Source organism: Vibrio sp. KMM 9700 (genome assembly GCF_058545285.1).
Map to the genome: position 1 here is coordinate 648,606 of NZ_CM178589.1, position 25,974 is coordinate 674,579.

The window sequence follows — 25,974 nt, forward strand, 5'->3', positions numbered from 1 at the left end:
ATAAAGCAAACACACTATTAAGGAACAAGGATGTCAAGCACTTCACACGCATCAACTAGCCCAGTTTTAGCTCTCGCGCAGGATTTATTAAGTCGCGCATCTGTCACCCCTCGCGATGCAGGATGCCAAGAAGTCATGCTGGAGCGTTTAAAAGCGCTTGGTTTTGAAATCGAAATCATGGTCTTTGATGACACGACTAACTTTTGGGCTCGCCGTGGCAAAAACGCTCCGCTCTTTGCGTTTGCCGGCCATACTGATGTGGTGCCAGCTGGTAATTTAGAGAATTGGCATACACCGCCATTTGAACCAACAATTATCGACGGTTATCTACATGCTCGTGGCGCAGCCGATATGAAAGGATCATTGGCTGCTATGGTGGTCGCGGTTGAGCGCTTTATTGCTGAGCATCCGGATCACTTAGGCAGCATCGCCTTTTTAATTACATCCGATGAAGAAGGCCCGTTTATTAATGGTACAACCCGCGTCGTTGATACGCTCATGGCACGTGGTGAAAAAATTGATATGTGTATCGTTGGTGAGCCATCAAGCACCAACCAAGTTGGGGATGTAATTAAAAATGGTCGCCGCGGCTCAATCACGGGTGATCTCACCGTGAAAGGCACTCAAGGTCATGTTGCTTACCCACATCTTGCCAATAACCCTGTTCACCAAGCTTTACCTGCATTAGCTGAACTGGCTGCAACCACTTGGGATAATGGCAATGAATACTTCCCGCCAACAAGTTTTCAAATTCCTAACTTGCAATCAGGCACAGGTGCATCGAATGTGATCCCTGGTGAGTTTCATGTGCAATTTAACTTTAGATTTAGCACTGAACTCACCGATGTAGAAATCAAGCGCCGCGTGCACTCTGTTTTAGATGCGCACGGTTTAGATTACGACTTAAAATGGACTTTAAGTGGCCATCCATTTTTAACCGACAAAGGCACCTTGATTGAATCTATGTGTAAAGCGGTTGAAGATGTTAATCATACGAAACCAGAGCTATTAACCACTGGCGGGACATCTGATGGTCGTTTTATTGCGCAAATGGGCGCTCAAGTTGCAGAGTTGGGTCCTGTCAATGCCACCATCCACAAAGTGAATGAGTGCGTCAAGATTAGCGATCTTGAAAAGCTGACCGATATGTATCAAAAGACGTTAAACTATGCGCTAACCAATCAAGGTTAAGCAAAGGATTTGGCATGCAAAAATCAGAAAACTTGACAGATATAGGGCTTGGGTTGACCGAGCAACACTTGTGCTCAGTCCAAGTACGGGCAAAAAGCTTTCTTTTAAATCAAGCCATTGCGCAAGACTTTGGACAGCTCGTAAGCGCAGCAAAAGATGCAGGGTTTGATTTGAGTATTGCAAGTAGCTTTCGTGATTATCACCGTCAAGCCGGTATTTTTGCAGCCAAATTTGAAGGCAAACGCGCTATTTTAGACTCCGATAGCCAGGTGCTTGATCCAAGTACTTTATCAGATAAAGAAAAGTTATATGCGATTTTGCGCTGGTCAGCCCTGCCCGGTGCCAGTCGCCATCATTTTGGCACTGACTTAGATGTATATGCAGCTAATTGCTTGCCTGAAGGTGTTAACTTGCAGCTTGAGCCGTGGGAATATCAAACTGGGCATCAAAAAGAATTTGCCGCTTGGCTGCATCAAGCTATGCCAAAGTTTGGCTTTTTCTTGCCTTATGCGAGTGATCGCGGTGGCGTAGCTGTCGAGCCTTGGCATATTAGCCACGTGCAAACCGCAAGTAGGTTGCAACGCATTGTCACCCCAGGATTACTCGCTCAAACTTGGAAGCAGCATCCATTTTCAGGATCTGATATTGCGCTAAACTATATAGAAGATATTTATCAAAGATTTATTATAAATATCACCCCACCCACAAGCATTTGATGAAGCGATAAAGGGAATAAAATGGATTGGTTATTAGAACCGTGGGCAATTAGCCTGATCATTGTGATATTTGTGCTCGGTAACTTGGCAACCTTAAAGTACCTAGGCAAGTCCAACTTATTGCCAGGACAACGCAAAAAAGATAAAAGTGATTTAGATAAGCTTTTAGAAATCTATCGTGAAAAAGAAGACCCAAAGAATTCAGAAAACCAAACGACGCATGCAAAAGAAACTGAGTCAAAAGACAAGTAGTTGATTCAAAAAACTGACAGCTAATATTAACGTTGTGAGCAAATAAACATAAAAAAACCTGCCGGTTAAAGCCATTTTAGCTTAACTGACAGGTTTTTTATTGCCTTTAAATTAAAGGCTTAGATTTTCATTAACGACTTAAAGTGATGTATCTGAATTAGATAATACAGCTTCTAGCGCTGGCATCAGTGACTCAAGCTCTGATTGCTCAACAGGCTTGCCATCGCTATCAGTCAAGTTAATTGAAGTACGGTTATTCAAATCACCAAGTAAGACTGTGTAAGCTTGATTAGACAACGTCACAGGTTCAACAAACAAGTCTTCATAGAACTCATCGCTTTGACGGCGATAAGTGGTAGAAATCTGACCTTGAGATTCATTACGGTCGCCAATTTTGAAACCAAGTTGCGGCAATGCACGCTCAAGTTTCGTCCACATAATGCTATATGGCGCACGAGCAACCAAAATAGGTAGACCGCTTCTGTCTGTTGCCATCGCTACCTGAACATTTGAAATCGACTGCTCAGCTTGCTGACGCTGCGCTTCACGCAATTGATTATCATATTGAGAAGTCACATAGTTGACCATATTACGTGAATAACGGTCAACGAGCTCAGGTGTTAGCTCTTGCACTTCACCATCATCTCTAAATTCAATTAAGCTTACTAAGATACCTAAACGGCTGCCTTGGCGAACTTTTTCGATAGAATAACGGCTCGCAATTGGATGCGGCTCATCTTCTGCCGTTAAATCAACCCAATCGGTTTCATAATGCACGTCATCTTGAGCGCGCAAGCTAATGCCACGCTTGTCGATCATGGTTTGGATGCTTTGCCAGATGTTTGCCGTTTCCTGCGCAGAACTTGGCCATAGCACCACACCAGTATCAACAATGGTATAACGCGCACCAGGGATCAGCTCAAGAATTTGCTGAGGTGGGCGAATATCAACCGCCTCACCAATTGCACCACCAAACTCCCCTTCTGGGATTTGGAACTGACGATAATACTGACGACGCGCTGTCGGAAGCACTTCCCAACCTTGGGTCAAGGTTGCATTGGTATATCCAAATTCATCTTTCGCTTGGCGACGAGATGTAGGATCTGAGCTACACGCACTTAATGCGAGTATAGTTAAAGATCCGATCGCCAACTGACGAGAAAATTTCATGTAAAAATTAGCTCCTAAAACATAATAATAAAGCTTATCTACCTTTCAATACGAAAAGGATTAAGCTTGCAGCCCTGCATCTTGCATCGCTTTGGTCACAGCGGGGATCGCTTCTTCGCTAAGTGGCGTTAATGGCAAACGGACGGTTGCATCATCAATTAAACCGATTTCTTTTGCGACCCATTTTACTGGGATTGGGCTGGCTTCAATAAATAAATCTTTATGCAAACCCATTAAGGTCTGATTGATTTGGCTAGCTTGGTCATACTCACAAGCGCTTGCAAGTCTAAAGATTTCTGACATTTGCGCTGCTGCAACATTGTTTGTAACAGAGATAACACCGTGACCACCTAATTTCACAAACTCAAGGCCAGTCATATCATCACCGCTTAGTAAGATAAAATCTTTGCCACAAAGTTCAGTTAATTGTGTCACGCGAGATAAATCACCTGTCGCTTCTTTGATGCCAATGATATTGTCGAGTTTTGCGAGCTTAGCAACAGTTTCTGGAAGTAAATCAACACCGGTACGTCCAGGCACATTATATAAAATAACTGGCACTTCGCTGGCTTTCGCAACTTCTTCGAAATGGCGATACATACCAAACTGAGTTGGTTTGTTGTAGTAAGGGGTAACACTTAAGAAAGCAACAACGCCAGAATCATTTAATGCACGGCTAAATTCAATCGCTTCATGTGTCGCGTTCGCACCTGTTCCTGCAATCACAGGAATACGCCCAGCCGCAAATTCAACAGTTTTACGCACCACTTCGACGTGCTCAGCAACAGTTAAGGTTGCAGACTCGCCGGTTGTTCCCATCGCAACAATCGCATCCGTCTTCGACTCAACATGATAATTCACTAATTTTTCTAAACTTGGGTAGTCAACATTACCATCTGAGTTTAACGGCGTAATTAACGCAACAATACTTCCTGAAAACATCAATGCTCTCCTTTAATTATTTTGGGGCGCGCAACTTAATTGTGTTATCTTGGCGAGATTAGTAAGCGAATGCAAGACCAAAGCCAATGAGAAAGTCAATTTTATACTGATTTTTGTCAATAAACTATCTTTTTACAAATAAGCTAGCTTTTTAAGCTTAAACTAGCTTTTTATCGATAAATTCACTCAAAAGGAGTTTTTATGAATACGCTTAGCGCAGGCACACAAGCACCTGATGTCACCTTATTGGATCAAGACGGCACCCCTGTTACTTTAAGCCAATTTAAAGGTCAAAAAGTTTTATTCTACTTTTATCCAAAAGCCATGACCCCAGGATGTACGACTCAAGCGCAAGGTCTTCGCGACATCAAAGCTGAGCTCGATGCACATAATGTTGTCGTTTTAGGCGTGAGTATTGATCCAGTTAAACGCTTACCAAAGTTTATTGAACGCGATCAACTAAACTTTACGCTTCTCTCTGATGAAGATCATCAAGCTGCTGAAAAGTTTGGCGTTTGGGGCGAAAAGAAATTTATGGGTAAAGTTTATGACGGCTTGCATCGAATTAGCTTTTTAATTGATGGAAATGGCATGATTGAGCATGTATTTAATAAGTTTAAAACCAAAGATCACCATCAAGTGGTGTTGGACTACTTAAACAACAAATAAGTTTTATCCAGTAAAGCTAGATGCAGCCAACCCGCAGCAGCATCTAGCTTATAAAGAAAAATTATGACGAGCAGGAATAGTGCGAAACTCCACCTTTGTCGAAATATTCAATCGGTCTTAATTGATAATATTTAGCTTCCACTTCTTTTGATTGCTCAGCATAAGGGTTAGCCAGAACCTGTTTCAGCTCTTCAATTAGACTAAAATCCCCTTGCTCAGCATTTTGATATGCGGGCACAATTAACCACTCACGCCAAGTATATTTGGGATTAACCAATTTCATTTGTGTTGCAACTTTATCCAACTCAGGGCTAAGTTTATTACGCCATGCTTTCAGCCATTCATCCCAGGATTGTGCAAGCTCTTGATTAGGCTCAGCATAAAAGCATTGACTCAGTTCACTAACATCTTGCGGGATATGTGATAACTCTCGAAAGAAAATCGTGTAATCAAGATGAGTGCGCATCATCAGCGCAAGCAAACTATCAAATAAAGGCTTATCAAGAGTTTCAAGTCCAAGTTTATCTGCCCACATTTGGCTCAGCTTATCTTTGATCAAGACATCAAAACCATCGATGAGCTCATTCAGCGCATCCAAACCACTTGGATCGCAATCTTCTGAGCCTTGTGATAGCAATGGCTTTAACCCCGAGCAAAAGCTCTCAAAGTTTTTTTGCGCTGCAATGCTTTGATTGAAAAAGGCAAAATGTTGCCCACCACCCGTCCATGGCTGAAAATACGGGTCGAAATACTCACAAAAACCAAATGGCCCATAATCTAAAGTAAAGCCGCCAATTGCGCAATTATCACTATTAAAATTGCCTTGGCAATACCCCACACGCATCCAATTGGTGATTAAATCGGTCAGCCGCTCTCTAAAGCTTTTTGCCAAACTGATAAGCTGCTTTGAAAAGGCTAAGCTTGGGTCTATCTCATCTTTATATTCTCTTTCAATAATGTGCTTCACCAGCATTTTCAGCTCTCGCATTTCAGGGCTATTTTGCTGCGCTGGAGAATCAGCTTGCACCCTTGCTCTGCGCGCAAAAAGCTCCAACTGACCGACTCGCAAAAAGGATGACGCAACTCGGGTGGTGATTGCAACAGGATTAGAAACCATGCGATCTGGATTTTGTCCAAATGCGTGTTCGCTATACCAAGGTCGGTCTACAGTTTCAGATTGCGAGACAAATAAACATAGTGATCGGCTGGTTTTAACGCCAAGTGCATGCATGTATTCTTGAGCTAAAAACTCACGCACACTTGAGCGCAACACCGCTCGACCATCTGCTCCACGGCAATAAGGTGTTGGGCCGCCCCCTTTTAATTGCATTTCCCAACGCTTATTTTGGAGTACACCTTCAAACACAGACATCGCCCTTCCATCGCCATAACCATTACCAGTTTGAAATGGGCATTGCGCGATATATTCAGTGCCAAAAATAGATAAAGCGTACCCAGTTGCCCAACCATATTTTTTAAGCGGCTCTGGGGCCTTGCTGAGATCACCAGAGAAGAAAGCCTTAAAATCCTCAGTGTGTGCAATGGTGTCATCCAGACCTAATTGGTTAAAAAAAGTTTGGCTATGACTAACATAAAACGGATCTGAAATCGGTGTCGGACGCACTGGCACGTAGTGCCCAGAAAACACTTGGCGCGCTGAAAAGTCGTTGCCATCAGAGGTTGCATCGGGATCAGCATTTAAAGCCTCGAGCAATGAATAGTCGGCCGTTTGAGCGAGATCTTTAAGATTAAAGATATTTATTTTTTGGGTCATTGCGAGCTCCTTGTCAGCAATCCAACGGTACTTTTATCTTGATATAGTCACATCCTAGCTTGATTTAACTAGATTGAAAACTTAGCTTGCAAAACTCATTGCCATTTGATACATCTAGACGTCTAAACGTAAAAACATATAAACGTATATCTAGAGGGAACTATGTTTCAAAATGCCAATAAAGCCCTAATATTAAGTGCTTTTATTATCCTAAGCGCAGTGATCCTGCCAATTATATTTATCCCCGACACCATTATTGCTCTCATTTCATCTGTGTATGACTTTATTACGACTGATTTAGCTTGGTTTTTCTTGCTCCTAGGCATACTTTCAACCTTAGGTGCTTTGGTGACTATTTTTAGTAAATACGGTGATATTCGCTTAGGTGGCCAACAGGCAAAACCTCATTACACGACTTTTACTTGGATTTCGATGAACCTATGTTCAGCACTTGCTGCCGGCATTTTGATTTTTGGCCTTTGTGAGTGGATGTATTACATCAATACGACACCTTTTGGCATTGAAGCGGGTTCAAGTGAAGCTTATGAGCACGCTATTTCTTATGGCATGTTCCATTGGGGGTTTTCTGCTTGGGGTTTCTATCTTCTACCAGGTATGGCGCTCGGCTATTTGTATTGGAATAAGAAAAACACAGATTTAAGAGTATCAGCCTTATGTAGCAATGTGATCGGTGGCGATAGCCTGTTTTATCGCAGCTTGCGTCTGATTATTGATGCCATCATAGTTTTTGGTTACTTTATGGCGATCATGACCACGGTTGGGATTGGTGTGCCTGTTATCGCCAAACTTTCTAGCCACCTTTTAGGCATTGAAGATACATTTGGTTTTAAAATTGGCGTGATTTGCGTTTTTGGCGCATTTTTCATGCTTTCAACCTCAAAAACGATCGCCAAAGGCATGGGGATCATCAGCACATTTAATGTACGCCTGTCGATTGCATTTTTTGCTTTTGTCCTTTTTGCTGGCGATACAGGGTTTATCTTAAACAACCTCACAATGTCGATTGGCACCACAATCAACGAGTTTGTACGCATGAGCTTTAACTCAGACTCCGTCAGACAAACAGGCTTTATTCAAGGCTGGACTATCTTTTATTGGGCTTGGTATGTTGCGCTAACCTTTATTTGTGGGATTTGGATTGCGCGTACATCTTATGGCCGAACCTTTAAGGAAATAGCCATCGCTAACTGTGTTTGGGGCACTGCTGCATGTTGGATTAGCTTTGGCATTTTAGGAAGTTATGGCATGTCTCAAGAGCTTTTACACGACATTCCGCTTTCTTCTGAAATTTCAAACCTTGGTAGCAGTGGCGTGACTTTAGAAGTATTAAACACGCTGCCACTTGCTCCGATTTGTATTGCCGTATTTGTGATCTTAATCTTCTTTAACCTTGCGACCACAGCAACTGCGAACGGCACATCTTTAAGTATTTATACTTCAATTGGTCTAAAGGGGAATGAAGAGCCGAATGCAAAATATAAAGTTTTTTGGTCACTTTTATTCTTAGTGATCCCACTTGGTATTTTGCTGCTTGAAAACGCCGTAGAAGGTTTGAATGTTCTCGCCACCATTCAATCTATGATAACCATTTCAGCGCTGCCTGTGCTTTTAGCCCTTGGCGTTTTGTTTACATCATTTTTCAAAGCCTTAAACGCGGACATTGATAGCGGCGAGCTTCTCAAATCTATCGATAAAAGCAAGCAGCATAAGTGGGAGTTAAGCAATGACGTTTAAACATCAAGCGCTCACGCCGAAGCAAATGGACGTAACCCAATATACTTTAGCCATGATGGCGATTAACTCTTATCTACCCGAAGGTAAGCGTAAAATCATTCAGTATGTCGAAACTATCTTACGTGAAAAAACCGATGCTGAGATAATCGTGAATACGGATATCGAGCCTTGCCTAATTGCTAAATTAAAAGCAACGCAAGGCAAACATAAGCCATTTAAGTTACTGCTTGAAGGCCACCTTGACGTTGTGGACGCGGATGAGAGTCAATTTACTCCAAAGCAAACCGGCTCACTTATATATGGACGGGGAAGTGTTGATATGAAAAGCGGCTGCGCATGTATCCTAACGGCTTTTCTTGATGCAGCCCAAGATTCTGACAGGCAAGCCGACTTAACCTTAGTATTTACCACAGATGAGGAAACCACAGGCGCTAGCATAAAACACTTGCTTGAGAACAATATTCTAGAAAAACATGACTTTGCCCTGATCCCAGAACCAACCAATGGACAGATTTGTAATGCTCATAAAGGCCAGTCATGGATTAATGTTGAGTTTCATGGACTCTCGGCGCACTCTAGCTTGCCACACTTAGGTCAAAATGCGATTTATATGGCGGCAGATTTTATACAAGTGCTACGTCGTAACACAAACTTATACTTAGAAGATCCTAAATTTGGCAAAGAAACAATTAGTGTCGGATGTATTGAAGGCGGCACAGATCCTAATGTGGTGCCTGATTATGCAAAAGTACGTATCGATAAGCGGTATCTACCGCACCAAGATGTGACGACTGGCCTTGAAGAAATCAAAACAGCGATTAAAACCTGTGAGCAAAATGATCCTAACTTTCGCGCGACGATAAACCTTGAAGGGGATTGGAGTGCCCTACTAACCGATCAAAAAACGCCTTATTTCAAGGAATTAGTTGAGACAGTAGACAAAGCAATGCAACAGCAAAGTGAGATTGTTTTTTGGACGGCTTGGGGCGAAGGCGCTTATATTAGTCGCTATGATACGCCAACAATTTATTTTGGCCCGGGCGATACTAAGCTGGCACATACGCAAGATGAATATGTGGATTTAAATCAAGTTTACCAAGTTATGCATAGCTATCAGCAAATCATTCAAAGATTTTGTAAATAAATTCAAGGAAAGATCATGAGACAAGATGTTGTCAGCATTTTTAAGCAAAATAAATTACTCATCACAGATGGCGCAGCTGGTACTCACCTAGAGTCTATGGGCTGTGATTTAAACGATGCTTTATGGACAGCTAAAGTATTAAAAGATAACCCTGAATACATCAAGCAGCTGCACAAAGATTACTTTCAAGCCGGAGCTGATTTTGGCGTAACAGTGAGTTATCAAGCGACCATTGAAGGCTATATGAAACAAGGCTATAGCCAAGCTCAAGCCATAGATTTAATCAAAACCTCTGCCCAACTTTTACTTGATGCTAGAGAGGAGTGGTGGCAAACCGAAGGGAAAGCAGCACAGCGCTTATATCCGATTGCAGCAGCATCGATTGGTCCTTATGGCGCCTTTTTAGCCGATGGCTCTGAGTATCGAGGGGATTATACGCTTTCCAAACAAGCATTATATGAGTTTCATAAACCAAGAATTGAAATTTTATGGGCGCAAGGATTGGATTTGATTGCCGTGGAAACCATTCCATTATTAGAAGAAGCCTTGGTCATAGCGCAAATAGTGCAAGAGTTAGGCGCTCAATGCTGGATAAGTTTCAGCGCTAGAAATGAATCTCAGATTAGTAACGGTCAAGCCATTGCTGAGTGTGTTGAAGCTTTAGAAGCTTTTGCCTGTGTGGCCGCGATTGGTGTGAACTGCACGGCGCCGAAATATATCCAAGGCTTGGTTCAAGCGATACAATCAAAAACACAAAAGCCTATTGTGGTTTATGCCAACTTGGGGAATACCTATGATCCCGATACCAAAACTTGGTGTAGCCATGATACGCAAGCATCAAGCTCTGCAAATATTAGCTATCAAGATTATGTCCGCCAATGGGTAAATGCAGGCGTGAAAATCGTCGGTGGTTGTTGCGGCACCACGCCACAAGAGATTAAGCAGATATTTATCGATAAAGCATAAATAACAAAGCCCACTTCAATACTCGGTCTAACCTTAGCTTGAAGTGGGCTTTAATCTATTGTTGCTTCATTAGTGAGTATAAAAATTAAGATGAACTCGACTCAATTCCTATCTCTTGGCTATTGAAGGCATTAAATACAGCTTTGACCAATGTCGCTAACGGAATCGCAAAAAAGACACCCCAAAATCCCCACAAGCCGCCAAATACTAGCACTGCCACTATGATAGCCACAGGGTGTAAGTTCACTGCTTCTGAGAACAAGATTGGCACCAACACATTGCCATCAATTGCTTGAATAATAAAATAAGCCAAAGCGAGCCAATAAAAATGTGGCTCGAGTCCCCATTGGAATAAACCAACTAACAACACAGGTACAGTAATCGCTGCCGCTCCAATATATGGGATCAAGACAGAAAAACCGACGCCAATAGCGAGCAGAATCGAGTAACGTAAATCAAGTAGCGCAAAGACGATGTAACTTGAGACGCCAACAATGATAATTTCAAGTACCTTACCGCGAATATAGTTCGAGATTTGATCATGCATTTCAAGCCAAACTCGGTCTGCTAAACGGCGGTTTCTTGGCATGATACGCCCAAGCATCCCGAGCATTTGGGATTTATCTTTGAGTAAGAAAAACACCAGTAGCGGCACTAAAATCAAATACACGGCAAGCGTAGCCAAACTCAGCAAAGAGGCCATTGAACCTTTGACTAAGTTCTCGCCTATCCCCAACACTTTGTCACGCGTATTATTAACGATTGCTTCAAAAAGCTGCATATCGGCAATTTCAGGGTAACGCGCAGGCAGCGTATTTAAATATTTTAAACTGGCGCTATACATTTTCGGCACATCAGCAATAAAACCGACTATTTGCGTCCATAAATTTGGCACAATGAAGAAAAAGCCAATCATTAACAAGCCAATAAATGCGCCGACAACAATGCATACACTCCAAAATCTAGGCATACCTAAATTCATCAGCTTGACCACTGGCCATTCCAGTAGATAAGCTAAAACAATAGCGACTAAAAGCGGTGCGATTAAATGCCCGAAGAAGAAAATAACCATAAATCCTGCAAGCAAAATCGCAACAAGACTAACTGCATGGGGATCGGAGAATCGGCGGAAATACCAATTCTTTATCATGTCGAACATTTAAACTTTATTCCTCTTTTAAAACAAATATTTGATAATTTTTATCGCGTTGTGAAATCTTTACGCAGAAATCTTGTCGAATCAGATAATTCTGTATATCAATACACGATGCTTGATCATTTGAATCAATTCGAAGCGCGTCGCCCAATTTCATTGAGGCCGCTTGGCGTTTCGCTAAGAGTAGCGCCATTGGGCATCTCTCATTTGTTAGATCAAGCACTTTCATCCGACTCTCTTTTGATTTAACCTCAAATGAACGGAATTATGATATACCTAAATGCCGCCACAAGATACATTGAATTGACAAGGCATTAAGAGAATCACATTTTTTTGACTCTTTATTGGATACACGTATTTTTATGAAGCAAAACCATAAGTTAACAAGGATAGCAGCACACTTGGCTTTAAGCCTTGCTTTATTAGGATCAAGTGTCGCGCGCGCTGATGATTTGAATCTCCCTGACATAGGAACAGCCGCAGCCGCAACACTCTCAATTGCTCAAGAAAAGCAATACGGTGATGCCTATATGCGTATTTTACGCACTAAGATGCCTATTTTGGGCGATCCTGTGATGAATACTTATATTAGCGATCTTGGGCACCTACTTGTTTCCAATGCACGGGATGTGCGCACACCTTTCTATTTCTTCTTAGTGCGCAACCCACAGATTAACGCCTTTGCCTTTTTTGGTGGTCATGTGGTAGCCAATACGGGTCTATTTTTACATGCCGAAAGCGAAAGTGAACTTGCTTCAGTGCTTGCTCACGAAATTGCCCACGTGACCCAACGCCATTTAGCGCGCCGTATGGAAAGTGATGCGCGTCGCTCCCCTTATGCAATTGCAGCGATGGTTGGCTCCTTATTACTTGCGATTGCATCCCCTGAAGCAGGGATTGCAGCGCTGAATGCTTCAACTGCTGGTAACCTTCAAGCAGGTATCAACTATACACGTTCAAACGAAGAAGAAGCGGATCGCTTTGGCATTGAAACTTTAGCTAATGCAGGCTTTAATCCTCGTGCTATGCCTGACTTTTTCACTCATTTATCTGATCAGTATCGCTATGCCAGCACGCCACCACCAATGCTCTTAACTCACCCCTTGCCACAATCGAGGGTGACAGATTCACGTGAACGAGCAAGGCGCTACCCAAATGTAACGCGCCCAATTTCATTAGATTTTTGGCTGGCCAAAGCCCGCGTTATCGCTCGCTATTCTGGCTATCAAAGCGCCTCAGCTGAAGGCGTTTTAAATCGCATCGCAAAAGATTCAAACCCAGTCAAAAAGCAAGCCGCAAATTATGGTAATGCTCTGATAGCGATTGATGATCGTAAATTTAGCGAAGCACAAAAGCTATTGCAGCCGTTAGTTGCAGCAAGCCCGAATAATGCATTTTACTTGGATGCGTTAGCTGATCTCTATATTGGTCAGAAAAAATATGATCAAGCAATCAGTGCGCTACAAAATGGTCTAAAAGCTGATGCAAATAATGCAGCGCTCAACATCAACCTTGCGAATGTATATATTGAAGCCAACCAACCTAAATCAGCCATTCGCATTTTACAGCGCTACACACATAGAAACCCAGGCGATCCAACAGGCTGGCAGCTTTTATCTAAAGCTAATGGTAAATCTGGTAACCGTATGGAAGAGCTGGCGGCACGTGCAGAAGTGTTTGCCCTCAATGCGAACTGGAACAAAGCAATTGATTCTTACTCACAGGCAAGTAGTATGGCTAAATATGGTAGTTTAGAGCAAGCGCGTTATGACGCACGAATTGATCAGCTTCAGTATCAACGTGAAATGTTTGCCGCATTAGATGGGTTAAACTAGATCCAATCGCTACCGTTAGATAATCGATAAAAACCAACACAGGGTAAAAAGGAATCCACTATGACTGTCACAATTTACCACAATCCAAGATGTTCGAAGAGCCGTCAAACTTTGGAGCTTCTTGAATCTCAAGGCATCACGCCACAAGTGGTGAAATATCTTGAAACGCCACTGGATTTACAAGGCTTAAAAGACTTATATGCGCAACTCGGATTGAGTCAAGTTTCTGATATGATGCGCACCAAAGAAGCGGAATATAAAGAACTCGGTTTAAATGCACAAGACGCCACAGACGAAGCACGTTTTGAAGCTATGGTCTCGCATCCGAAGTTAATGGAGCGCCCTGTTGTGGTTGCCAATGGTAAAGCGCGTATTGGCCGTCCACCGGAGCAAGTCTTAGAGATTTTATAAAAGTGAGTTGATATGCCATCCAAAAAGCCGATGCCAGATCCCCTAAATAAACCAGATAAGACTCTGAAAAAACTCAGATGGGCTGCACTGATTAGCTATTTGTGTTTAATCTTATGGGTGGTGATTTGGCATGGCTTTTTTGAAATCCAAGATGGCGCCATCCCGTCAACTCAAGCTTGGCTCCTCTTTGCTTGGGTGATGCCACTGCTTTTACCATTAAAAGGCATCATCCAAGCCAAAGCCTACACTCATGTCTGGGCCTGCTTTATCTTACTTATCTATTTTCTTCACAGCGTTACTTTAATCTTTAGTGACTTACTTTTGGTGAAAACAATCCAACTTAACATTTATGCTCTTATCGAGTTCATTCTTACAAGCTTAAGTTTCATCTTTTGCTGTTTTTATGGCAGAAAAAAAGCCAAATCACAAGGATCTGGCTTAGCTAAGTTATCTCAAATCGAAAAAGCAGAACGGGCTAAGTATCAAGGCTGATACTGATACCAATTGGTATCTACACTTGGCGTACTTGCCGCTTGTTGAGCTTGCATCACTTGTGCTTCATTATTCGCTAAATCCGCGCCAAGAACTTGATCCTCTCCACCGCTTGTAGCAGTCGAATCAGCAGCAACAGGCTCTGAGCTTGGCATAAAGTAACGGCTTTGAATAATTTCTTGATCAAATTGAGATTTTGGTGCAATCAATTGAATATTCAAACTTGCACTACGCCCTTTGATCCCTGAAATTTGCACATTACCTACGCTTGCAAAGTTCTTCAAACGGTTTTGCATATCAATTAAATCACGTGCTTTAGTGATACCGTTGAAGTTTGCAACAAACTCATCCACAACTGGCGCATCTTTTTTCTTGTCCGCAGAATTGGCGACAAAATGACTGCTTAATTGACGCATCATTTTTTCAAATGCAACGTCAGCGTCTTGCTCTGTCAGACTTCCTTGCTCAGGAGTGCCTGCTTTACGTGATAAGCTTTCAGGGCTTTGATCATAAAAGCGCCACTGCACTTCTTGGCCAGAGTCAGTTGATTTTTTGATCACTGCTAAAATAGCATCCGCAGGGTAGCGGCTACTTGCACTAGCTAGACGTGAGGTAAAGTTTCCTTCTACATCAGAGCTGCTTATATTGGTCACATCTTCAATATCACCCACAGGGAAGAAAACAGGCACACCGACTTTTTGCGCTGCATCTGTCAGTTGAGTCAAGACTTCAAGTCCAGATTGTTCCCAAGCAATTTGCGCATCCGGATCGGATTCATTCTCATCCACTAGCCACACAAGAATGCTTTTACGTTCAGCCGGCCAAAGACTTAGATTGGATGATTGAATAATGGAGTCAATACGCTCAGGCAAAAAGCTGGCTTGCATGACGGCATCTTCCCCTTCGCCTTCAACGCGATAACGTTGCAAAACGCTTTCAATATCTTTCTTTGCAGATTCTATCGCACTCGATTTAGGCAAATCTTGTTGCCCTGTTGCTTTTTGTAAAACTTCAATAAAGCCTTGCTCAAGCGCTTGATTTTGCTCATCTTGCCCTGCATCAGCGGCAATCGGAACACTCGCTTCATAAATATCAACTTTAGTTTTAGCGAAAACAGTTGAACTTGTTGCCAGTGAAACACTTAACGCAAGCACAGACAAAAGAAGGGAAGAACCTCGCATAAGCTATTTTTCCTAGTTATTTGTGATAGACCTGAAAGTTAAATCTTAAAGCGATAAAACTTACACTGTACCAAAGATCTTATCACCCGCATCACCAAGACCCGGTACGATATAACCTTTATCATTTAACTTTTCGTCAATCGCAGCTGTATAAAGTTCCACATCAGGGTGAGCTTTTTCTAATGCTTCAATCCCTTCTGGCGCAGCCACAAGTACTAATACTTTAATTTGCTGACAACCTTTTTCTTTTAAAAGGTCAATCGTTGCTATCATCGAGCCGCCTGTGGCAAGCATTGGATCAACCACCATTGCAATGCGATCTTCCATTTGACCAGCAAGCTTGTTGAAATAAGGGACAGGTTCAAGGGTTTCTTCATCTCGGTAAATACCAACCACAGAAATACGCGCACTTGGCATATGCTCGAGTACACCATCCATCATGCCAAGACCAGCACGCAGAATCGGCACAACTGTCATTTTCTTACCTTTTAGTTGGTCGATTTCAACTTTACCGTTCCAACCGTCAATTTCTACTTTTTCAGTTTCGAAATCAGCTGTTGCTTCATAAGTTAAGAGACTGCCTACTTCAGTTGCAAGTTCACGAAAACGTTTTGTACTGATATCGCCTTCGCGCATTAAGCCTAATTTATGTTTGACTAATGGGTGTTTAACTTCGACAACTTTCATTTCTAACTCCATGCTATTAAATATTAAATCCGCTTAATTATACGCAAACGTTTCCAATAAAACACATATAAATCCCATTGAAATCAAAATCCGCCGCAAAATAAAACAAAAATCCAAGCTTTGGCTGTAAAAAACTTAATCAAACAGATAAAAAACTTACGCAAACGTTTTCCTTTTTTGTTTTTTGCCTGTTAGAATAGCCGCAGAAAATATTACAGCAGCTGAAATTGATTAGAATTCAGGCGATTTAGCCTATCAATCAGCGCGTGATTCAATCTTCTCTTTTTTGATAATTAATAAGGATCTTCTCGTGAGTGGTAATAACACATCCCTTAGCTATAAAGATGCAGGTGTCGACATTGATGCAGGTAACGCTTTAGTTGATCGTATTAAAGGTGTGGTCAAACGCACGCATCGCCCTGAAGTTATGGGTGGTCTTGGTGGATTTGGCGCACTATGTGAATTACCAACCAAATACAAGCAGCCTTTGCTTGTTTCAGGGACAGATGGTGTTGGCACAAAACTTCGCCTTGCACTGGATATGAAAAAACACGACACCATCGGGATTGACTTGGTTGCAATGTGTGTGAATGATTTAATCGTTCAAGGCGCTGAGCCACTTTTCTTCCTTGATTACTATGCAACCGGCAAGCTTGATGTCGATACCGCAGCAGATGTTGTGGCTGGCATTGGTGAAGGTTGCGTGCAAGCAGGTTGCGCCCTTATCGGTGGTGAAACCGCTGAAATGCCAGGCATGTATGAAGGTGAAGATTACGACGTAGCGGGCTTTTGTGTTGGCGTTGTTGAAAAAGAAGAAGTGATTGACGGTTCAAAAGTTGCGCCAGGCGATGCACTGATAGCAGTAGGTTCAAGTGGTCCACACTCAAACGGTTATTCATTGATCCGTAAAATTCTAGAAGTATCAAACGCTGATTTAAGCCAGCCTCTAGGTGAGAAAACACTTGGCGAGCACTTGCTTGAACCAACAAAAATCTACATCAAATCTATGCTACCTTGCATCGAGAAGTTCGATATCCACGCTATCAGCCATATTACTGGTGGCGGCTTCTGGGAAAATATCCCACGCGTGTTACCTGCAAATACAAAAGCTGTCGTTGATGGCAACAGCTGGCAGTGGCCTGAAGTATTCAACTGGCTACAACAAGCTGGTAATGTCGAAACTCACGAAATGTATCGCACCTTTAACTGTGGTGTGGGTCTTGTGGTTGCATTGCCAAAAGATCAAGCGCAAGCTGCGGTTGATTTCCTAAACCAAGCGGGTGAAAACGCATGGGTATTAGGTGAAATCCAAGCGGCTGGTGATGCTGATGAGCAAGTTGAGATCTTAGCTTAAGCCTTAAAATTTGAGTAATAATCAATGACAAAAAAAATCTTAGTACTGATCTCTGGTAGCGGCTCTAACCTGCAAAGCTTGATTGATGCAAGCGAGCAAGGCAAGCTGGATGCAAAGATCTGCGGCGTGATTTCTAACAAAGCCGATGCCTATGGACTTGAACGTGCGAAAAAGCACAAGATTCCAACAAGCTTTGTCGACTCAAAGGCTTATAGCCGTGAAGATTTTGATGCAGCGCTGATTGAAGTGATTGATACCTATCAAGCAGATTTAATTATTCTGGCAGGCTTTATGCGTATTTTAACGCCAAGCTTTGTGCAGCGTTATCAAGGTAAGCTATTGAATATTCACCCTTCATTACTGCCAAAATACACAGGTCTAAATACGCACCAGCGCGCGATTGACGCAGGTGATAGTGAACATGGCACTAGTGTTCACTTTGTGACCGAAGAGCTTGATGGCGGGCCTGTTATTTTACAAGCGAAAGTACCAGTGTTTGAAGATGATGATGCGCAAACCTTGGCATCACGCGTCTTAACTCAAGAGCACAGTATCTACCCACTTGTCGCGCAATGGTTTGTCTCAGATCGTTTAGCGATGAAAGATGGCGCAGCTTGGCTTGATGGCGAGAAGCTTCCAGCCCACGGCCATGCGTTTGATGAGTAAGAGCTAACTCAAATAGAAAGCGGTTATAAATAAAAAAGTACCCTTGTTGTTATGACTTGGGTACTTTTTTTATATGGCTAATAAATTTCGCTAAAAATTAAAGCTATGCTTTAGGATGCGTTTGGCACATAACCATCGTGATCATCCGCATTCGCTTGTCGCGGCGGCGCATAATCCACCGCAACCAAGGAAGCTGAGTTTTCAAAAATTAGTTCACCTAAGCGAAAGACACAATACTCCCCTGGCTTCATTTTATGCCAAGCTTCATTATTGGTTAACGGCGAAGTGGCAATCACAGAAACCACATCATCTGGCGTAGTTTCATGCTGAAAGTTAATCGTCATTTCTTCATCAATTAATGAAGCTTCACCAAAAGGTGCGCGACGCGTGATCCAGTTTAAATGATTGGTGCAATAAGCCATCACAAACTCACCATCGCTAAGCAGCATATTAAAAACCCCTAGCTCTTTTAGCTCATCGCAACATTTGGCAATAAACTCAAACAATTGCTGCTCACAAGCCGGACGCTCAGGATATTCTTGATCAAGCTTATTTAAGAGCCAACAAAATGTGCGTTCGCTGTCTGTATCACCAATTGGTCGATGACGCCCGACAGGTAAGTTTTCATAATCACGCAATTGCCCATTGTGAGCAAAAGTAATATTGTGACCCCAAAGCTCACGGGTAAACGGATGGGTATTTTCAAGACTCACGCCACCGCGATTGGCTTGACGAATATGACTGATCACAGCGCAGCTTTTAATCGGATAGCTTTGCACTAGCTGGGCAATTTTAGATTGATAGCTCGGCGCCGGATCTTTAAACATTCGGCAGCCCTTTCCTTCATAGAAGGTGATCCCCCAACCATCACGATGTGGTCCAGTTTTGCCGCCACGTTGAATCAGCCCAGTAAAACTAAAACAAATATCTGTTGGCACATTGGCACTCATGCCAAGTAATTCACACATGGGGCTCCTCCATAAAACTTATTCTTGCATGTATTTTTCAATTAATTGAATGATGATGTGAATGACTTTAATGTGGATTTCTTGGATGCGATCAGCATATCCAAAATGTGGTACACGAATTTCGATATCCGCTACACCCGCCATTTTACCACCATCTTTACCTGTTAAAGCGATTGTTTTCATGCCTTTAGCTTTTGCCGCTTCAATCGCTTTTAAAATATTACCTGAGTTACCAGACGTCGATAAACCAAATAATACATCACCACGTTGGCCTACAGCTTCAACATAACGTGAAAATACATAGTCATAACCAAAATCATTACTGACGCAAGACAAGTGGCTTGGATCCGAAATCGCAATACCTGGGAAACCTGGTCTATCTTCACGGTAACGCCCAGTCAACTCTTCAGCAAAATGCATTGCATCACAATGAGAACCGCCATTACCACAAGAAAGCACTTTACCTGAGGCTTTGAATGAATCTGAGATCATTTTTGCTGCCGCTTCAATCGCTTCTAGGTTAGCGTCATCTTGTAAGAATTTGTCGAGCACAGTTGCGGCTTCAGTGAGTTCACCGCGGATCAAATCTTGATACATGAGAGATTCTCTTTATTAAATAAATATCTTTGAGTGTACCCAGTTCACCGGCGTACTTCAAGATAACAAATCTATGCAACGACTTTCGCATTTATACGCTGAATAGAAAGCTAGCTAACTGTTTAAAAACAAAACTATCCGTGTATTTTTTTTATGCAGCCAAGATCACGTTTATTTATTTTCTTTATTACATACTGGTGAAATTAGTTCTAGGCTAATAGAACAAGTGGTATGACCAGATTTATAAGTAAATATAAAAACTGCTGTACTGGCTCATCGCACAACACTCAATTCCTCCTCCCTACAACAAGGACAAAATGTCCATACAAGAAGGAACAACCTATGGCTATATTTCTTAGTCTGATTGCGCTACTCATACTTATCAGTATTTGCGCATACCACAAATTTTCTTTAAGCATCAGCTTAAGCTTGGTTGGCTTTGCCCTTTTAATTCAAATTGGCGCTGGAACTTTCCCATTTGGCGTATTTATTGGTTATTTAGTGCTTGCGCTGATTATTGGCTATGCACCCATTCGCCAAGCCCTCTTTACTAAATCTGCATTTAAAGCCTTTGCCAAGGTCTTACCTGAAATGTCGCAAACAGAAAAAGAAGCGATTGAAGCCGGCACAGTTTGGTGGGAAGCAGAACTTTTTAAAGGCCGTCCAAACTGGAAAGAATTTGAGAAAATTCAAGTTGCGAAACTCTCTCAAGAGGAACAAGACTTTATCAATGGTCCGGTTGAAGAGCTATGCAAAATGACCAATGACTTTGAAATCACCCATGAGCTTGCGGATCTCCCTCAACCGATTTGGGATTTCTTAAAAGAGCATAAATTCTTTGCCATGATCATCAAGAAAAAATATGGTGGCTTAGAATTCTCCGCCTATGCCCAATCTATTGTGCTGCAAAAATTAACCGGCGTGTCTGCAGTGCTGTCATCCACTGTTGGCGTGCCAAACTCACTAGGTCCGGGCGAGCTATTGCAACGATATGGCACCAAAGATCAACAAGATCATTACCTGCCTCGCCTTGCCAATGGTGATGAAATTCCATGCTTTGCACTAACAAGCCCAGAAGCTGGCTCTGATGCCGGCGCAATTCCTGATGTTGGAATTGTGACCAAGGGCATTTGGGAAGGCAAAGAAGTTCTTGGCATGCGCCTGACGTGGAACAAACGCTATATTACCCTTGCGCCCGTTGCAACCGTGCTTGGGCTTGCGTTTAAACTTCAAGATCCCGATGGCTTAATCGGTGATAAAAAAGACATCGGCATTACCTGCGCCTTGATCCCAACAAATTTAGAAGGCGTTGAAATTGGTCGTCGTCACTTCCCTTTAAATATTCCATTCCAAAATGGTCCAACTCGCGGCAAAGATATTTTTGTGCCCCTTGATTTTATTATTGGTGGCGTAGAAATGGCTGGCCAAGGTTGGCGCATGCTGGTTGAATGTTTATCTGTCGGGCGCGGCATCACCTTACCTTCTAACTCCACAGGCGGCAGTAAAACCGCTGCCCTTGCAACCGGTGCTTATGCACGTATTCGCCGCCAATTTAAGCAGCCAATTGGTCATATGGAAGGCATTGAAGAAGCCTTAGCGCGCATTGGCGGCAATACCTATGCGATGGACGCTGCCAGTGAACTAACCGTAACCGGGATAGATTTAGGCGAAAAACCGTCTGTCATTTCAGCGATTGTCAAATACCATTGTACTCATCGAGGTCAGCGCAACATTATCGATGCGATGGATATTGTTGGCGGTAAAGGGATCATGATGGGCCCTGCTAATTTCTTAGCTAGAGGCTATCAAGGCGCGCCGATTGCCGTGACAGTCGAAGGGGCAAATATTCTCACTCGTTCACTGATTATTTATGGGCAAGGCGCCATTCGTTGCCATCCGTATATCCTGACTGAAATGCAAGCCGCACATTCAAATAAAAGTGACGCATTAGCTAAGTTTGATAAAGCATTAATGGGTCATATCGGCTTTGTGATGAGTAACAAGGTGCGCAGTTTCTGGCTTGGTTTAGTCGATGGTAAAGGTTCTAATGTGCCGAATGTGCACCCTGAGCTTAAACCTTATTATCAAAAAATTAACCGCTACAGTGCAAACTTGGCATTCTTGTCTGATATGTCGATGGCAGCGCTTGGTGGCGAGCTAAAACGTAAAGAGCGCCTCTCTGGACGACTTGGGGATATTTTAAGTCAGCTTTATTTAGCCACTGCTGCGCTTAAACGCTTTGAGTTTGAGGGTGCAAATGAAGAAGATTTACCACTTGTGCATTGGAGCGTGAGGGATGCCTTGTACCAAACTGAAGAAGCGATTTCAGACTTTTTGTGCAACTTCCCAATTCCTGCGCTTTCTACGCCACTGCGTTGGATTATCTTGCCCCGCGGACGCACGCGTCGTCGTCCAAGTGATAAGCTAGATCATCAGGTGGCGCAAATTTTGCAAACCCCAAGTGCCACTCGCTCGCGTCTGGCGCGTAATCAATACCTTGAGCCAAGTGCACACAACCCTGCGGGTCGCTTAGAGCTAGCATTAAGCGTGATCCTACAAGCTGAGCCTATTTATATAGAAGCCTGTAAAGCGCTCGGCATTCGTCGTCCATTTACCATGCTGGATAAGTTTGCCGATGAAGCACTCGCGAAAGGTGTGATTGATGAAGCAGGTGCGCAATTACTAAGAGATGCAGAGATGCACCGCTTAGAAAGTATCAATGTGGATGATTTTGAGCCGGATGCATTAGCGGCAAAAGAAAAACCTTGCGCAGAAGAAGCAAGCATTAGCCAAGTAGCATAAAATTGATATGTAGAATAAAGGCGGTCTGGAGCAATCCAAACCGCCTTTTGTCTATTTGTATTTAAAAATTTAGTTGTCTTTAAAACTAATGGGATTCAACTTCTTCGCTGCGCCATAAACAAGCGCCCTTCTTGGCAAACAAATCCAAACGCTCTTCATGAGCTGCCAACTCATCTTGAGTGGCTTTGATCACGCGTAAATTTAAGCCACTTGAGGCCTGCATAATATTCTCACCGGTATCATCTGAGCTGCTTTCACTGTTAAAGGCAAGCGCAGTTTGCCCACCTGTCATCAGCAAATACACATCGGCTAAGATTTCAGCATCGAGCAAAGCGCCGTGGAGCGTACGGTGTGAATTATCTATACCGTAGCGATCACACAGAATATCAAGGTTATTACGCTTACCCGGGAAGATTTTCTTCGCCATGGCTAAGGTATCTGTCACCTTGCATAAATCAGCGGTTTTTAAGTTAAAGCCTGCGCGCTCAAACTCATAATCCATAAAGCTGGTATCAAAGGGCGCATTGTGCGCAACAAGCTCTGCCCCTTGAATAAAATCAACAAACTCTTGATGCACTTCTTGATAGCTTGGCTTGTCTTGCAAAAATTCATCGGTAATCCCGTGAACTTCAATCGCATCCGGTTGGCTGGCGCGATCTGGCTTTAAATACACATGAAAGTGCTTGCCAGTGAGTTTGCGATTGACAATTTCTACTGCGCCAATTTCAATGATTCTATGATTTAAATAAACCGGCCCACCTTCACGGTTCATACCTGTGGTTTCGGTATCGAGTACCACAACTCGGCCTACCTCTGGTAAACTCGAAAGATCAGATGGTAAAATGTCATTAGGATTATTTATCATATTTGTGTCAAACTCTTAGCATGAAAGCAAGTATATCGCGTAATTACAATTGTAATTATACTATCGATCATATTCAAAATACATAGTGAATCAAAGATGACAAAACAGGTTGAAATTTTTACCGACGGCTCCTGCTTGGGCAACCCAGGTCCTGGCGGTTATGGGATCGTATTACGTTATAAAGATAAAGAAAAATATTTGTCTGAAGGCTATCACTTAACAACCAATAACCGCATGGAAATGATGGCAACAATCGTAGCGCTGCAAAGCCTCAATCAACCCTGTATTGTCGATCTAACGACAGATAGCCAATATGTGCGCCAAGGGATCACCCAGTGGATCCATAACTGGAAAAAACGAAACTGGCAAACAAGTGCAAAGAAACCGGTAAAAAATGTCGATCTTTGGAAAGCCTTAGACCAAGAGTGTCAGCGACATACAGTGAACTGGCATTGGGTAAAAGGCCATGCTGGGCACAGAGAAAATGAAATCTGTGATGAACTTGCCAACACGGCTGCGCGCGATCCGAAACAAGAAGATGTGGGTTATAAACCAGAATAATCCGATCCAAAGTTGAGTTTGCATAGCCAGCTTTAGCATAACTTTAAATGTTAAAACTAAGGCTCATATTTAGTCTTACAGCGCGCCCCTGCTGGTGCAAACCTTGGCTTGACCTTCCAATGTGGACGAATCGGTTTTAATGGACAGGTACGCTTACGCGCCACGATAAAATAATAGCTGCCAAAAAATTGCCCACAGTGACTTAACATCGAATCTGCGCAGCGAATGATACTTGGGTTGATAAAAGGGAAAAAGCCACCCGAATGACATTCGGTGACTTCATAATTTAAAAGGCTCAACCAATCTTTGATCCGGCCTTGCGTATACATACGCCCAGTCCATGGCAGGCCTTTTTTCTCACGACGCTTTTTACACCAAGGCAGCGCTTGTTTGACGCCAAGAAAACTTAAAGGCTCAAAACCAGATAAAATCAGATAACCGTCATCAACCATCACGCGATCCGCTTCCCTTAATAAACGGTGCGGATCTGCGCAATAATCAAACTGATGCATGAGCAAAATTGCATCAACACTCTTTTCACAAAACGGCAAGTCGAATGCATCAGCTTCAATATCTCGTAATTGTGACTTTACATCGAGGTGAATTTGATGTTTGATTTGACAAGTGTCAGTTAAAAACTCACAGCTTAAACCACCAACTTTGAGTAAATGATAACCAAAAAACGTCGGGCAGGATTCATTTAAATGCGTTTGCAAAGCCTGTTGATAAAATTCACCATGCTTAATTTGCTGCCAAGAATACGGCTGGATCAGAGACTGACTTGTACGGGCGGACTGAATCATAGTTATCTCTTATCAAAAATGGGTGGCCTAAGTTTATACCTGATGTTTTAGGTATATATCCAAACGGTTGAAGCGCAAGCCTCACCTTGCGGATATTATTAAAATTATAATGCCTTATCATAGGCAGGAGATCCAATATGTTAATCGTAAAAAGTATCCCCGCGTTCACAGATAATTATATTTGGGCGATCATTCAAAACAACCAGTGTATTTTAGTTGATCCGGGTGACTCAGAGGTTTCACTTGCTTTCTTAGAAGAGCACAACCTGGAACTAAATGCGATTTTATTAACCCATCATCACAAAGATCATACCGGTGGGGTATCACAGCTTGTGCGTGCTTTTCCGCAAGCCTTGGTTATTGGTCCAAAAAATGACCCTATTCCTATGCTTACCCATGCGGTTGAAGGTGGTGAGCAAATCCAAATTTTTGATGAAACCTTTTTAGTGCTTAACCTACCGGGACACACTCAAGGGCATATTGGCTATGTCGGCGACAGCAAACTATTTTGTGGCGATGTGCTATTCTCCGCAGGTTGTGGTCGTGTATTTGAAGGCACAATGGAAGAAATGCTCGAATCTTTGAATAAAATTCAAGCCCTTCCAAGTGAAACTATGGTTTATTGCGCACATGAATATACATCAAGTAACCTTTCTTTTGCGCTTGTGATTGACCCTGATAACCAAGCATTGCAAGATTATCGCGGTGAAGTGAACCGCCTGCGTGCTAAAGATATCCCAACAGTGCCAACAATGCTTAGACTTGAGCAGCAAATAAACCCATTCTTACGTTGCCAAGAACCAAGTGTAATGAAGGCTGTGAGTGATAAATGCGAGAGCCTCACTGAGCTTAACGTCTTCACAGCACTTCGTGAATGGAAGAACAATTTCTAATTATAAAGTGTTAACTAGAGGTCAAAACAAACCTAAATTCTCATTAATTTTGTTATTTTGTTACATGTAAATTTTAAAAAACGAACAAAAAATCGCCAATTTAACTTGCCAAACCCTACTAAAA

At 42.6% G+C, this 25,974-nt stretch carries 26 protein-coding genes; 15 read left to right on the top strand and 11 right to left on the bottom strand.

From position 1 onward, the window contains the following. Positions 1–30 precede the first annotated feature (30 nt). From dapE to AC2VOY_RS02905, 3 genes are read left to right on the top strand one after another with little or no spacing between them, the layout of a single operon-like run. A complete protein-coding gene (gene dapE / locus AC2VOY_RS02895) occupies positions 31–1,191 on the top strand; it encodes a succinyl-diaminopimelate desuccinylase (protein ID WP_491832141.1) in 1,161 nt (386 codons plus the stop codon). A 14-nt stretch (positions 1,192–1,205) separates the two neighbouring features. Next, complete coding sequence (locus tag AC2VOY_RS02900) at positions 1,206–1,907, top strand: M15 family metallopeptidase (RefSeq protein ID WP_491832142.1); 702 nt, start codon at positions 1,206–1,208, stop codon at positions 1,905–1,907. A 21-nt stretch (positions 1,908–1,928) separates the two neighbouring features. After that, on the top strand, positions 1,929–2,159 hold the full coding sequence (locus tag AC2VOY_RS02905; RefSeq protein ID WP_491832143.1) for a DUF2897 family protein: 231 nt from the start codon (positions 1,929–1,931) through the stop codon (positions 2,157–2,159). A 138-nt stretch (positions 2,160–2,297) separates the two neighbouring features. Here the strand turns inward: AC2VOY_RS02905 and bamC are convergent, their stop codons facing one another. After that, a complete protein-coding gene (gene bamC, locus AC2VOY_RS02910) occupies positions 2,298–3,329 on the bottom strand; it encodes an NlpB/DapX family lipoprotein (RefSeq protein ID WP_491832144.1) in 1,032 nt (343 codons plus the stop codon). A gap of 60 nt (positions 3,330–3,389) precedes the next feature. After that, a complete protein-coding gene (gene dapA / locus AC2VOY_RS02915; protein WP_491832145.1) occupies positions 3,390–4,271 on the bottom strand; it encodes a 4-hydroxy-tetrahydrodipicolinate synthase in 882 nt (293 codons plus the stop codon). Positions 4,272–4,472: 201 nt separating this feature from the next. Here dapA and bcp point away from each other — a divergent pair, with 201 nt between their 5' ends. Next, positions 4,473–4,940 (top strand): thioredoxin-dependent thiol peroxidase, encoded by a 468-nt coding sequence (gene bcp, locus AC2VOY_RS02920; RefSeq protein WP_491832146.1) that lies wholly within the window; start codon positions 4,473–4,475, stop codon positions 4,938–4,940. Between the two features lie 61 nt (positions 4,941–5,001). On the opposite strand, the gene AC2VOY_RS02925 is transcribed toward bcp, so the two are convergent. Beyond that, positions 5,002–6,714 carry a protein adenylyltransferase SelO gene (locus AC2VOY_RS02925; RefSeq protein WP_491832147.1) on the bottom strand — a complete coding sequence of 571 codons (1,713 nt, stop codon included), beginning with the start codon at positions 6,712–6,714 and terminating at the stop codon, positions 5,002–5,004. Between the two features lie 162 nt (positions 6,715–6,876). Between AC2VOY_RS02925 and AC2VOY_RS02930 the strand changes: the two genes are divergently transcribed. Genes AC2VOY_RS02930 through mmuM form a run of 3 tightly spaced genes read left to right on the top strand, consistent with a single transcriptional unit; the run spans position 6,877 to position 10,579 of the window. Next, positions 6,877–8,469 (top strand): BCCT family transporter, encoded by a 1,593-nt coding sequence (locus AC2VOY_RS02930; protein WP_491832148.1) that lies wholly within the window; start codon positions 6,877–6,879, stop codon positions 8,467–8,469. Next, positions 8,459–9,613 (top strand): M20 family metallopeptidase, encoded by a 1,155-nt coding sequence (locus tag AC2VOY_RS02935; RefSeq protein WP_491832149.1) that lies wholly within the window; start codon positions 8,459–8,461, stop codon positions 9,611–9,613. Before AC2VOY_RS02930 ends, AC2VOY_RS02935 begins: the two co-directional genes overlap by 11 nt. A 15-nt stretch (positions 9,614–9,628) precedes the next feature. Further along, on the top strand, positions 9,629–10,579 hold the full coding sequence (mmuM, locus tag AC2VOY_RS02940; protein ID WP_491832150.1) for a homocysteine S-methyltransferase: 951 nt from the start codon (positions 9,629–9,631) through the stop codon (positions 10,577–10,579). Between the two features lie 85 nt (positions 10,580–10,664). Here mmuM and AC2VOY_RS02945 read toward each other — a convergent pair whose 3' ends face one another. Both AC2VOY_RS02945 and AC2VOY_RS02950 read right to left on the bottom strand, forming a co-directional pair. Beyond that, positions 10,665–11,738 carry an AI-2E family transporter gene (locus tag AC2VOY_RS02945; protein ID WP_491832151.1) on the bottom strand — a complete coding sequence of 358 codons (1,074 nt, stop codon included), beginning with the start codon at positions 11,736–11,738 and terminating at the stop codon, positions 10,665–10,667. Positions 11,739–11,745: 7 nt separating this feature from the next. Continuing rightward, a complete protein-coding gene (locus AC2VOY_RS02950; protein ID WP_491832152.1) occupies positions 11,746–11,964 on the bottom strand; it encodes a sulfurtransferase TusA family protein in 219 nt (72 codons plus the stop codon). 133 nt (positions 11,965–12,097) lie between these two features. Here AC2VOY_RS02950 and bepA point away from each other — a divergent pair, with 133 nt between their 5' ends. The 3 genes from bepA to AC2VOY_RS02965 are packed head-to-tail and all read left to right on the top strand — an operon-like array spanning position 12,098 to position 14,473. After that, positions 12,098–13,570, top strand: coding sequence for a beta-barrel assembly-enhancing protease (bepA, locus tag AC2VOY_RS02955; RefSeq protein ID WP_491832153.1), 1,473 nt, complete (start codon positions 12,098–12,100; stop codon positions 13,568–13,570). Between the two features lie 60 nt (positions 13,571–13,630). Then, positions 13,631–13,981 (top strand): arsenate reductase (glutaredoxin), encoded by a 351-nt coding sequence (gene arsC, locus AC2VOY_RS02960; RefSeq protein ID WP_491832154.1) that lies wholly within the window; start codon positions 13,631–13,633, stop codon positions 13,979–13,981. Positions 13,982–13,993: 12 nt separating this feature from the next. Beyond that, positions 13,994–14,473, top strand: coding sequence for a DUF2069 domain-containing protein (locus AC2VOY_RS02965; protein WP_491832155.1), 480 nt, complete (start codon positions 13,994–13,996; stop codon positions 14,471–14,473). Here AC2VOY_RS02965 and AC2VOY_RS02970 read toward each other — a convergent pair. Together AC2VOY_RS02970 and upp are read right to left on the bottom strand one after the other, a co-directional pair. After that, positions 14,464–15,654 carry a DUF8605 domain-containing protein gene (locus AC2VOY_RS02970; RefSeq protein WP_491832156.1) on the bottom strand — a complete coding sequence of 397 codons (1,191 nt, stop codon included), beginning with the start codon at positions 15,652–15,654 and terminating at the stop codon, positions 14,464–14,466. The two genes, AC2VOY_RS02965 and AC2VOY_RS02970, sit on opposite strands and share 10 nt — an antisense overlap. Before the next feature lie 60 nt (positions 15,655–15,714). Then, the gene (upp, locus tag AC2VOY_RS02975; RefSeq protein WP_491832157.1) at positions 15,715–16,341 is read right to left on the bottom strand and encodes a uracil phosphoribosyltransferase; all 627 of its coding nucleotides are present in this window, start codon (positions 16,339–16,341) and stop codon (positions 15,715–15,717) included. Between the two features lie 310 nt (positions 16,342–16,651). Between upp and purM the strand changes: the two genes are divergently transcribed. Further along, on the top strand, positions 16,652–17,695 hold the full coding sequence (gene purM, locus AC2VOY_RS02980; RefSeq protein WP_491832158.1) for a phosphoribosylformylglycinamidine cyclo-ligase: 1,044 nt from the start codon (positions 16,652–16,654) through the stop codon (positions 17,693–17,695). A gap of 24 nt (positions 17,696–17,719) precedes the next feature. After that, positions 17,720–18,361, top strand: a complete 642-nt coding sequence (purN, locus tag AC2VOY_RS02985) for a phosphoribosylglycinamide formyltransferase (RefSeq protein ID WP_491832159.1) — start codon at positions 17,720–17,722, stop codon at positions 18,359–18,361. 110 nt (positions 18,362–18,471) lie between these two features. Here purN and AC2VOY_RS02990 read toward each other — a convergent pair whose 3' ends face one another. Next, positions 18,472–19,329, bottom strand: a complete 858-nt coding sequence (locus AC2VOY_RS02990) for a class II glutamine amidotransferase (protein WP_491832160.1) — start codon at positions 19,327–19,329, stop codon at positions 18,472–18,474. A gap of 18 nt (positions 19,330–19,347) precedes the next feature. Continuing rightward, positions 19,348–19,926, bottom strand: coding sequence for a D-sedoheptulose 7-phosphate isomerase (lpcA, locus tag AC2VOY_RS02995; RefSeq protein ID WP_491832161.1), 579 nt, complete (start codon positions 19,924–19,926; stop codon positions 19,348–19,350). Positions 19,927–20,268: 342 nt separating this feature from the next. Between lpcA and fadE the strand changes: the two genes are divergently transcribed. Further along, positions 20,269–22,728, top strand: a complete 2,460-nt coding sequence (gene fadE, locus AC2VOY_RS03000; RefSeq protein ID WP_491832162.1) for an acyl-CoA dehydrogenase FadE — start codon at positions 20,269–20,271, stop codon at positions 22,726–22,728. An 85-nt stretch (positions 22,729–22,813) separates the two neighbouring features. On the opposite strand, the gene dnaQ is transcribed toward fadE, so the two are convergent. Beyond that, positions 22,814–23,593 (bottom strand): DNA polymerase III subunit epsilon, encoded by a 780-nt coding sequence (dnaQ, locus tag AC2VOY_RS03005; protein ID WP_491832163.1) that lies wholly within the window; start codon positions 23,591–23,593, stop codon positions 22,814–22,816. Between the two features lie 96 nt (positions 23,594–23,689). On the opposite strand from dnaQ, the gene rnhA reads away from it, so the two are divergent. Further along, positions 23,690–24,154 carry a ribonuclease HI gene (gene rnhA / locus AC2VOY_RS03010; protein ID WP_491832164.1) on the top strand — a complete coding sequence of 155 codons (465 nt, stop codon included), beginning with the start codon at positions 23,690–23,692 and terminating at the stop codon, positions 24,152–24,154. Positions 24,155–24,210: 56 nt separating this feature from the next. Here the strand turns inward: rnhA and AC2VOY_RS03015 are convergent, their stop codons facing one another. Then, on the bottom strand, positions 24,211–24,957 hold the full coding sequence (locus AC2VOY_RS03015) for a class I SAM-dependent methyltransferase (protein WP_491832165.1): 747 nt from the start codon (positions 24,955–24,957) through the stop codon (positions 24,211–24,213). Between the two features lie 137 nt (positions 24,958–25,094). Here AC2VOY_RS03015 and gloB point away from each other — a divergent pair, with 137 nt between their 5' ends. Further along, positions 25,095–25,850: a hydroxyacylglutathione hydrolase gene (gene gloB / locus AC2VOY_RS03020; protein ID WP_491832166.1), complete on the top strand. Its 756-nt coding sequence runs from the start codon at positions 25,095–25,097 to the stop codon at positions 25,848–25,850. Positions 25,851–25,974: the final 124 nt, after the last annotated feature.

What these genes read in the sequence shown, in the direction of transcription:
- dapE (WP_491832141.1), top strand. Translation starts at nt 31, where the DNA reads ATGTCAAGCACTTCACACGCATCAACTAGCCCAGTTTTAGCTCTCGCG.
- AC2VOY_RS02900 (WP_491832142.1), top strand. Translation starts at nt 1,206, where the DNA reads ATGCAAAAATCAGAAAACTTGACAGATATAGGGCTTGGGTTGACCGAG.
- AC2VOY_RS02905 (WP_491832143.1), top strand. Translation starts at nt 1,929, where the DNA reads ATGGATTGGTTATTAGAACCGTGGGCAATTAGCCTGATCATTGTGATA.
- bamC (WP_491832144.1), bottom strand. Translation starts at nt 3,329, where the DNA reads ATGAAATTTTCTCGTCAGTTGGCGATCGGATCTTTAACTATACTCGCA.
- dapA (WP_491832145.1), bottom strand. Translation starts at nt 4,271, where the DNA reads ATGTTTTCAGGAAGTATTGTTGCGTTAATTACGCCGTTAAACTCAGAT.
- bcp (WP_491832146.1), top strand. Translation starts at nt 4,473, where the DNA reads ATGAATACGCTTAGCGCAGGCACACAAGCACCTGATGTCACCTTATTG.
- AC2VOY_RS02925 (WP_491832147.1), bottom strand. Translation starts at nt 6,714, where the DNA reads ATGACCCAAAAAATAAATATCTTTAATCTTAAAGATCTCGCTCAAACG.
- AC2VOY_RS02930 (WP_491832148.1), top strand. Translation starts at nt 6,877, where the DNA reads ATGTTTCAAAATGCCAATAAAGCCCTAATATTAAGTGCTTTTATTATC.
- AC2VOY_RS02935 (WP_491832149.1), top strand. Translation starts at nt 8,459, where the DNA reads ATGACGTTTAAACATCAAGCGCTCACGCCGAAGCAAATGGACGTAACC.
- mmuM (WP_491832150.1), top strand. Translation starts at nt 9,629, where the DNA reads ATGAGACAAGATGTTGTCAGCATTTTTAAGCAAAATAAATTACTCATC.
- AC2VOY_RS02945 (WP_491832151.1), bottom strand. Translation starts at nt 11,738, where the DNA reads ATGTTCGACATGATAAAGAATTGGTATTTCCGCCGATTCTCCGATCCC.
- AC2VOY_RS02950 (WP_491832152.1), bottom strand. Translation starts at nt 11,964, where the DNA reads ATGAAAGTGCTTGATCTAACAAATGAGAGATGCCCAATGGCGCTACTC.
- bepA (WP_491832153.1), top strand. Translation starts at nt 12,098, where the DNA reads ATGAAGCAAAACCATAAGTTAACAAGGATAGCAGCACACTTGGCTTTA.
- arsC (WP_491832154.1), top strand. Translation starts at nt 13,631, where the DNA reads ATGACTGTCACAATTTACCACAATCCAAGATGTTCGAAGAGCCGTCAA.
- AC2VOY_RS02965 (WP_491832155.1), top strand. Translation starts at nt 13,994, where the DNA reads ATGCCATCCAAAAAGCCGATGCCAGATCCCCTAAATAAACCAGATAAG.
- AC2VOY_RS02970 (WP_491832156.1), bottom strand. Translation starts at nt 15,654, where the DNA reads ATGCGAGGTTCTTCCCTTCTTTTGTCTGTGCTTGCGTTAAGTGTTTCA.
- upp (WP_491832157.1), bottom strand. Translation starts at nt 16,341, where the DNA reads ATGAAAGTTGTCGAAGTTAAACACCCATTAGTCAAACATAAATTAGGC.
- purN (WP_491832159.1), top strand. Translation starts at nt 17,720, where the DNA reads ATGACAAAAAAAATCTTAGTACTGATCTCTGGTAGCGGCTCTAACCTG.
- AC2VOY_RS02990 (WP_491832160.1), bottom strand. Translation starts at nt 19,329, where the DNA reads ATGTGTGAATTACTTGGCATGAGTGCCAATGTGCCAACAGATATTTGT.
- lpcA (WP_491832161.1), bottom strand. Translation starts at nt 19,926, where the DNA reads ATGTATCAAGATTTGATCCGCGGTGAACTCACTGAAGCCGCAACTGTG.
- fadE (WP_491832162.1), top strand. Translation starts at nt 20,269, where the DNA reads ATGGCTATATTTCTTAGTCTGATTGCGCTACTCATACTTATCAGTATT.
- dnaQ (WP_491832163.1), bottom strand. Translation starts at nt 23,593, where the DNA reads ATGATAAATAATCCTAATGACATTTTACCATCTGATCTTTCGAGTTTA.
- rnhA (WP_491832164.1), top strand. Translation starts at nt 23,690, where the DNA reads ATGACAAAACAGGTTGAAATTTTTACCGACGGCTCCTGCTTGGGCAAC.
- AC2VOY_RS03015 (WP_491832165.1), bottom strand. Translation starts at nt 24,957, where the DNA reads ATGATTCAGTCCGCCCGTACAAGTCAGTCTCTGATCCAGCCGTATTCT.
- gloB (WP_491832166.1), top strand. Translation starts at nt 25,095, where the DNA reads ATGTTAATCGTAAAAAGTATCCCCGCGTTCACAGATAATTATATTTGG.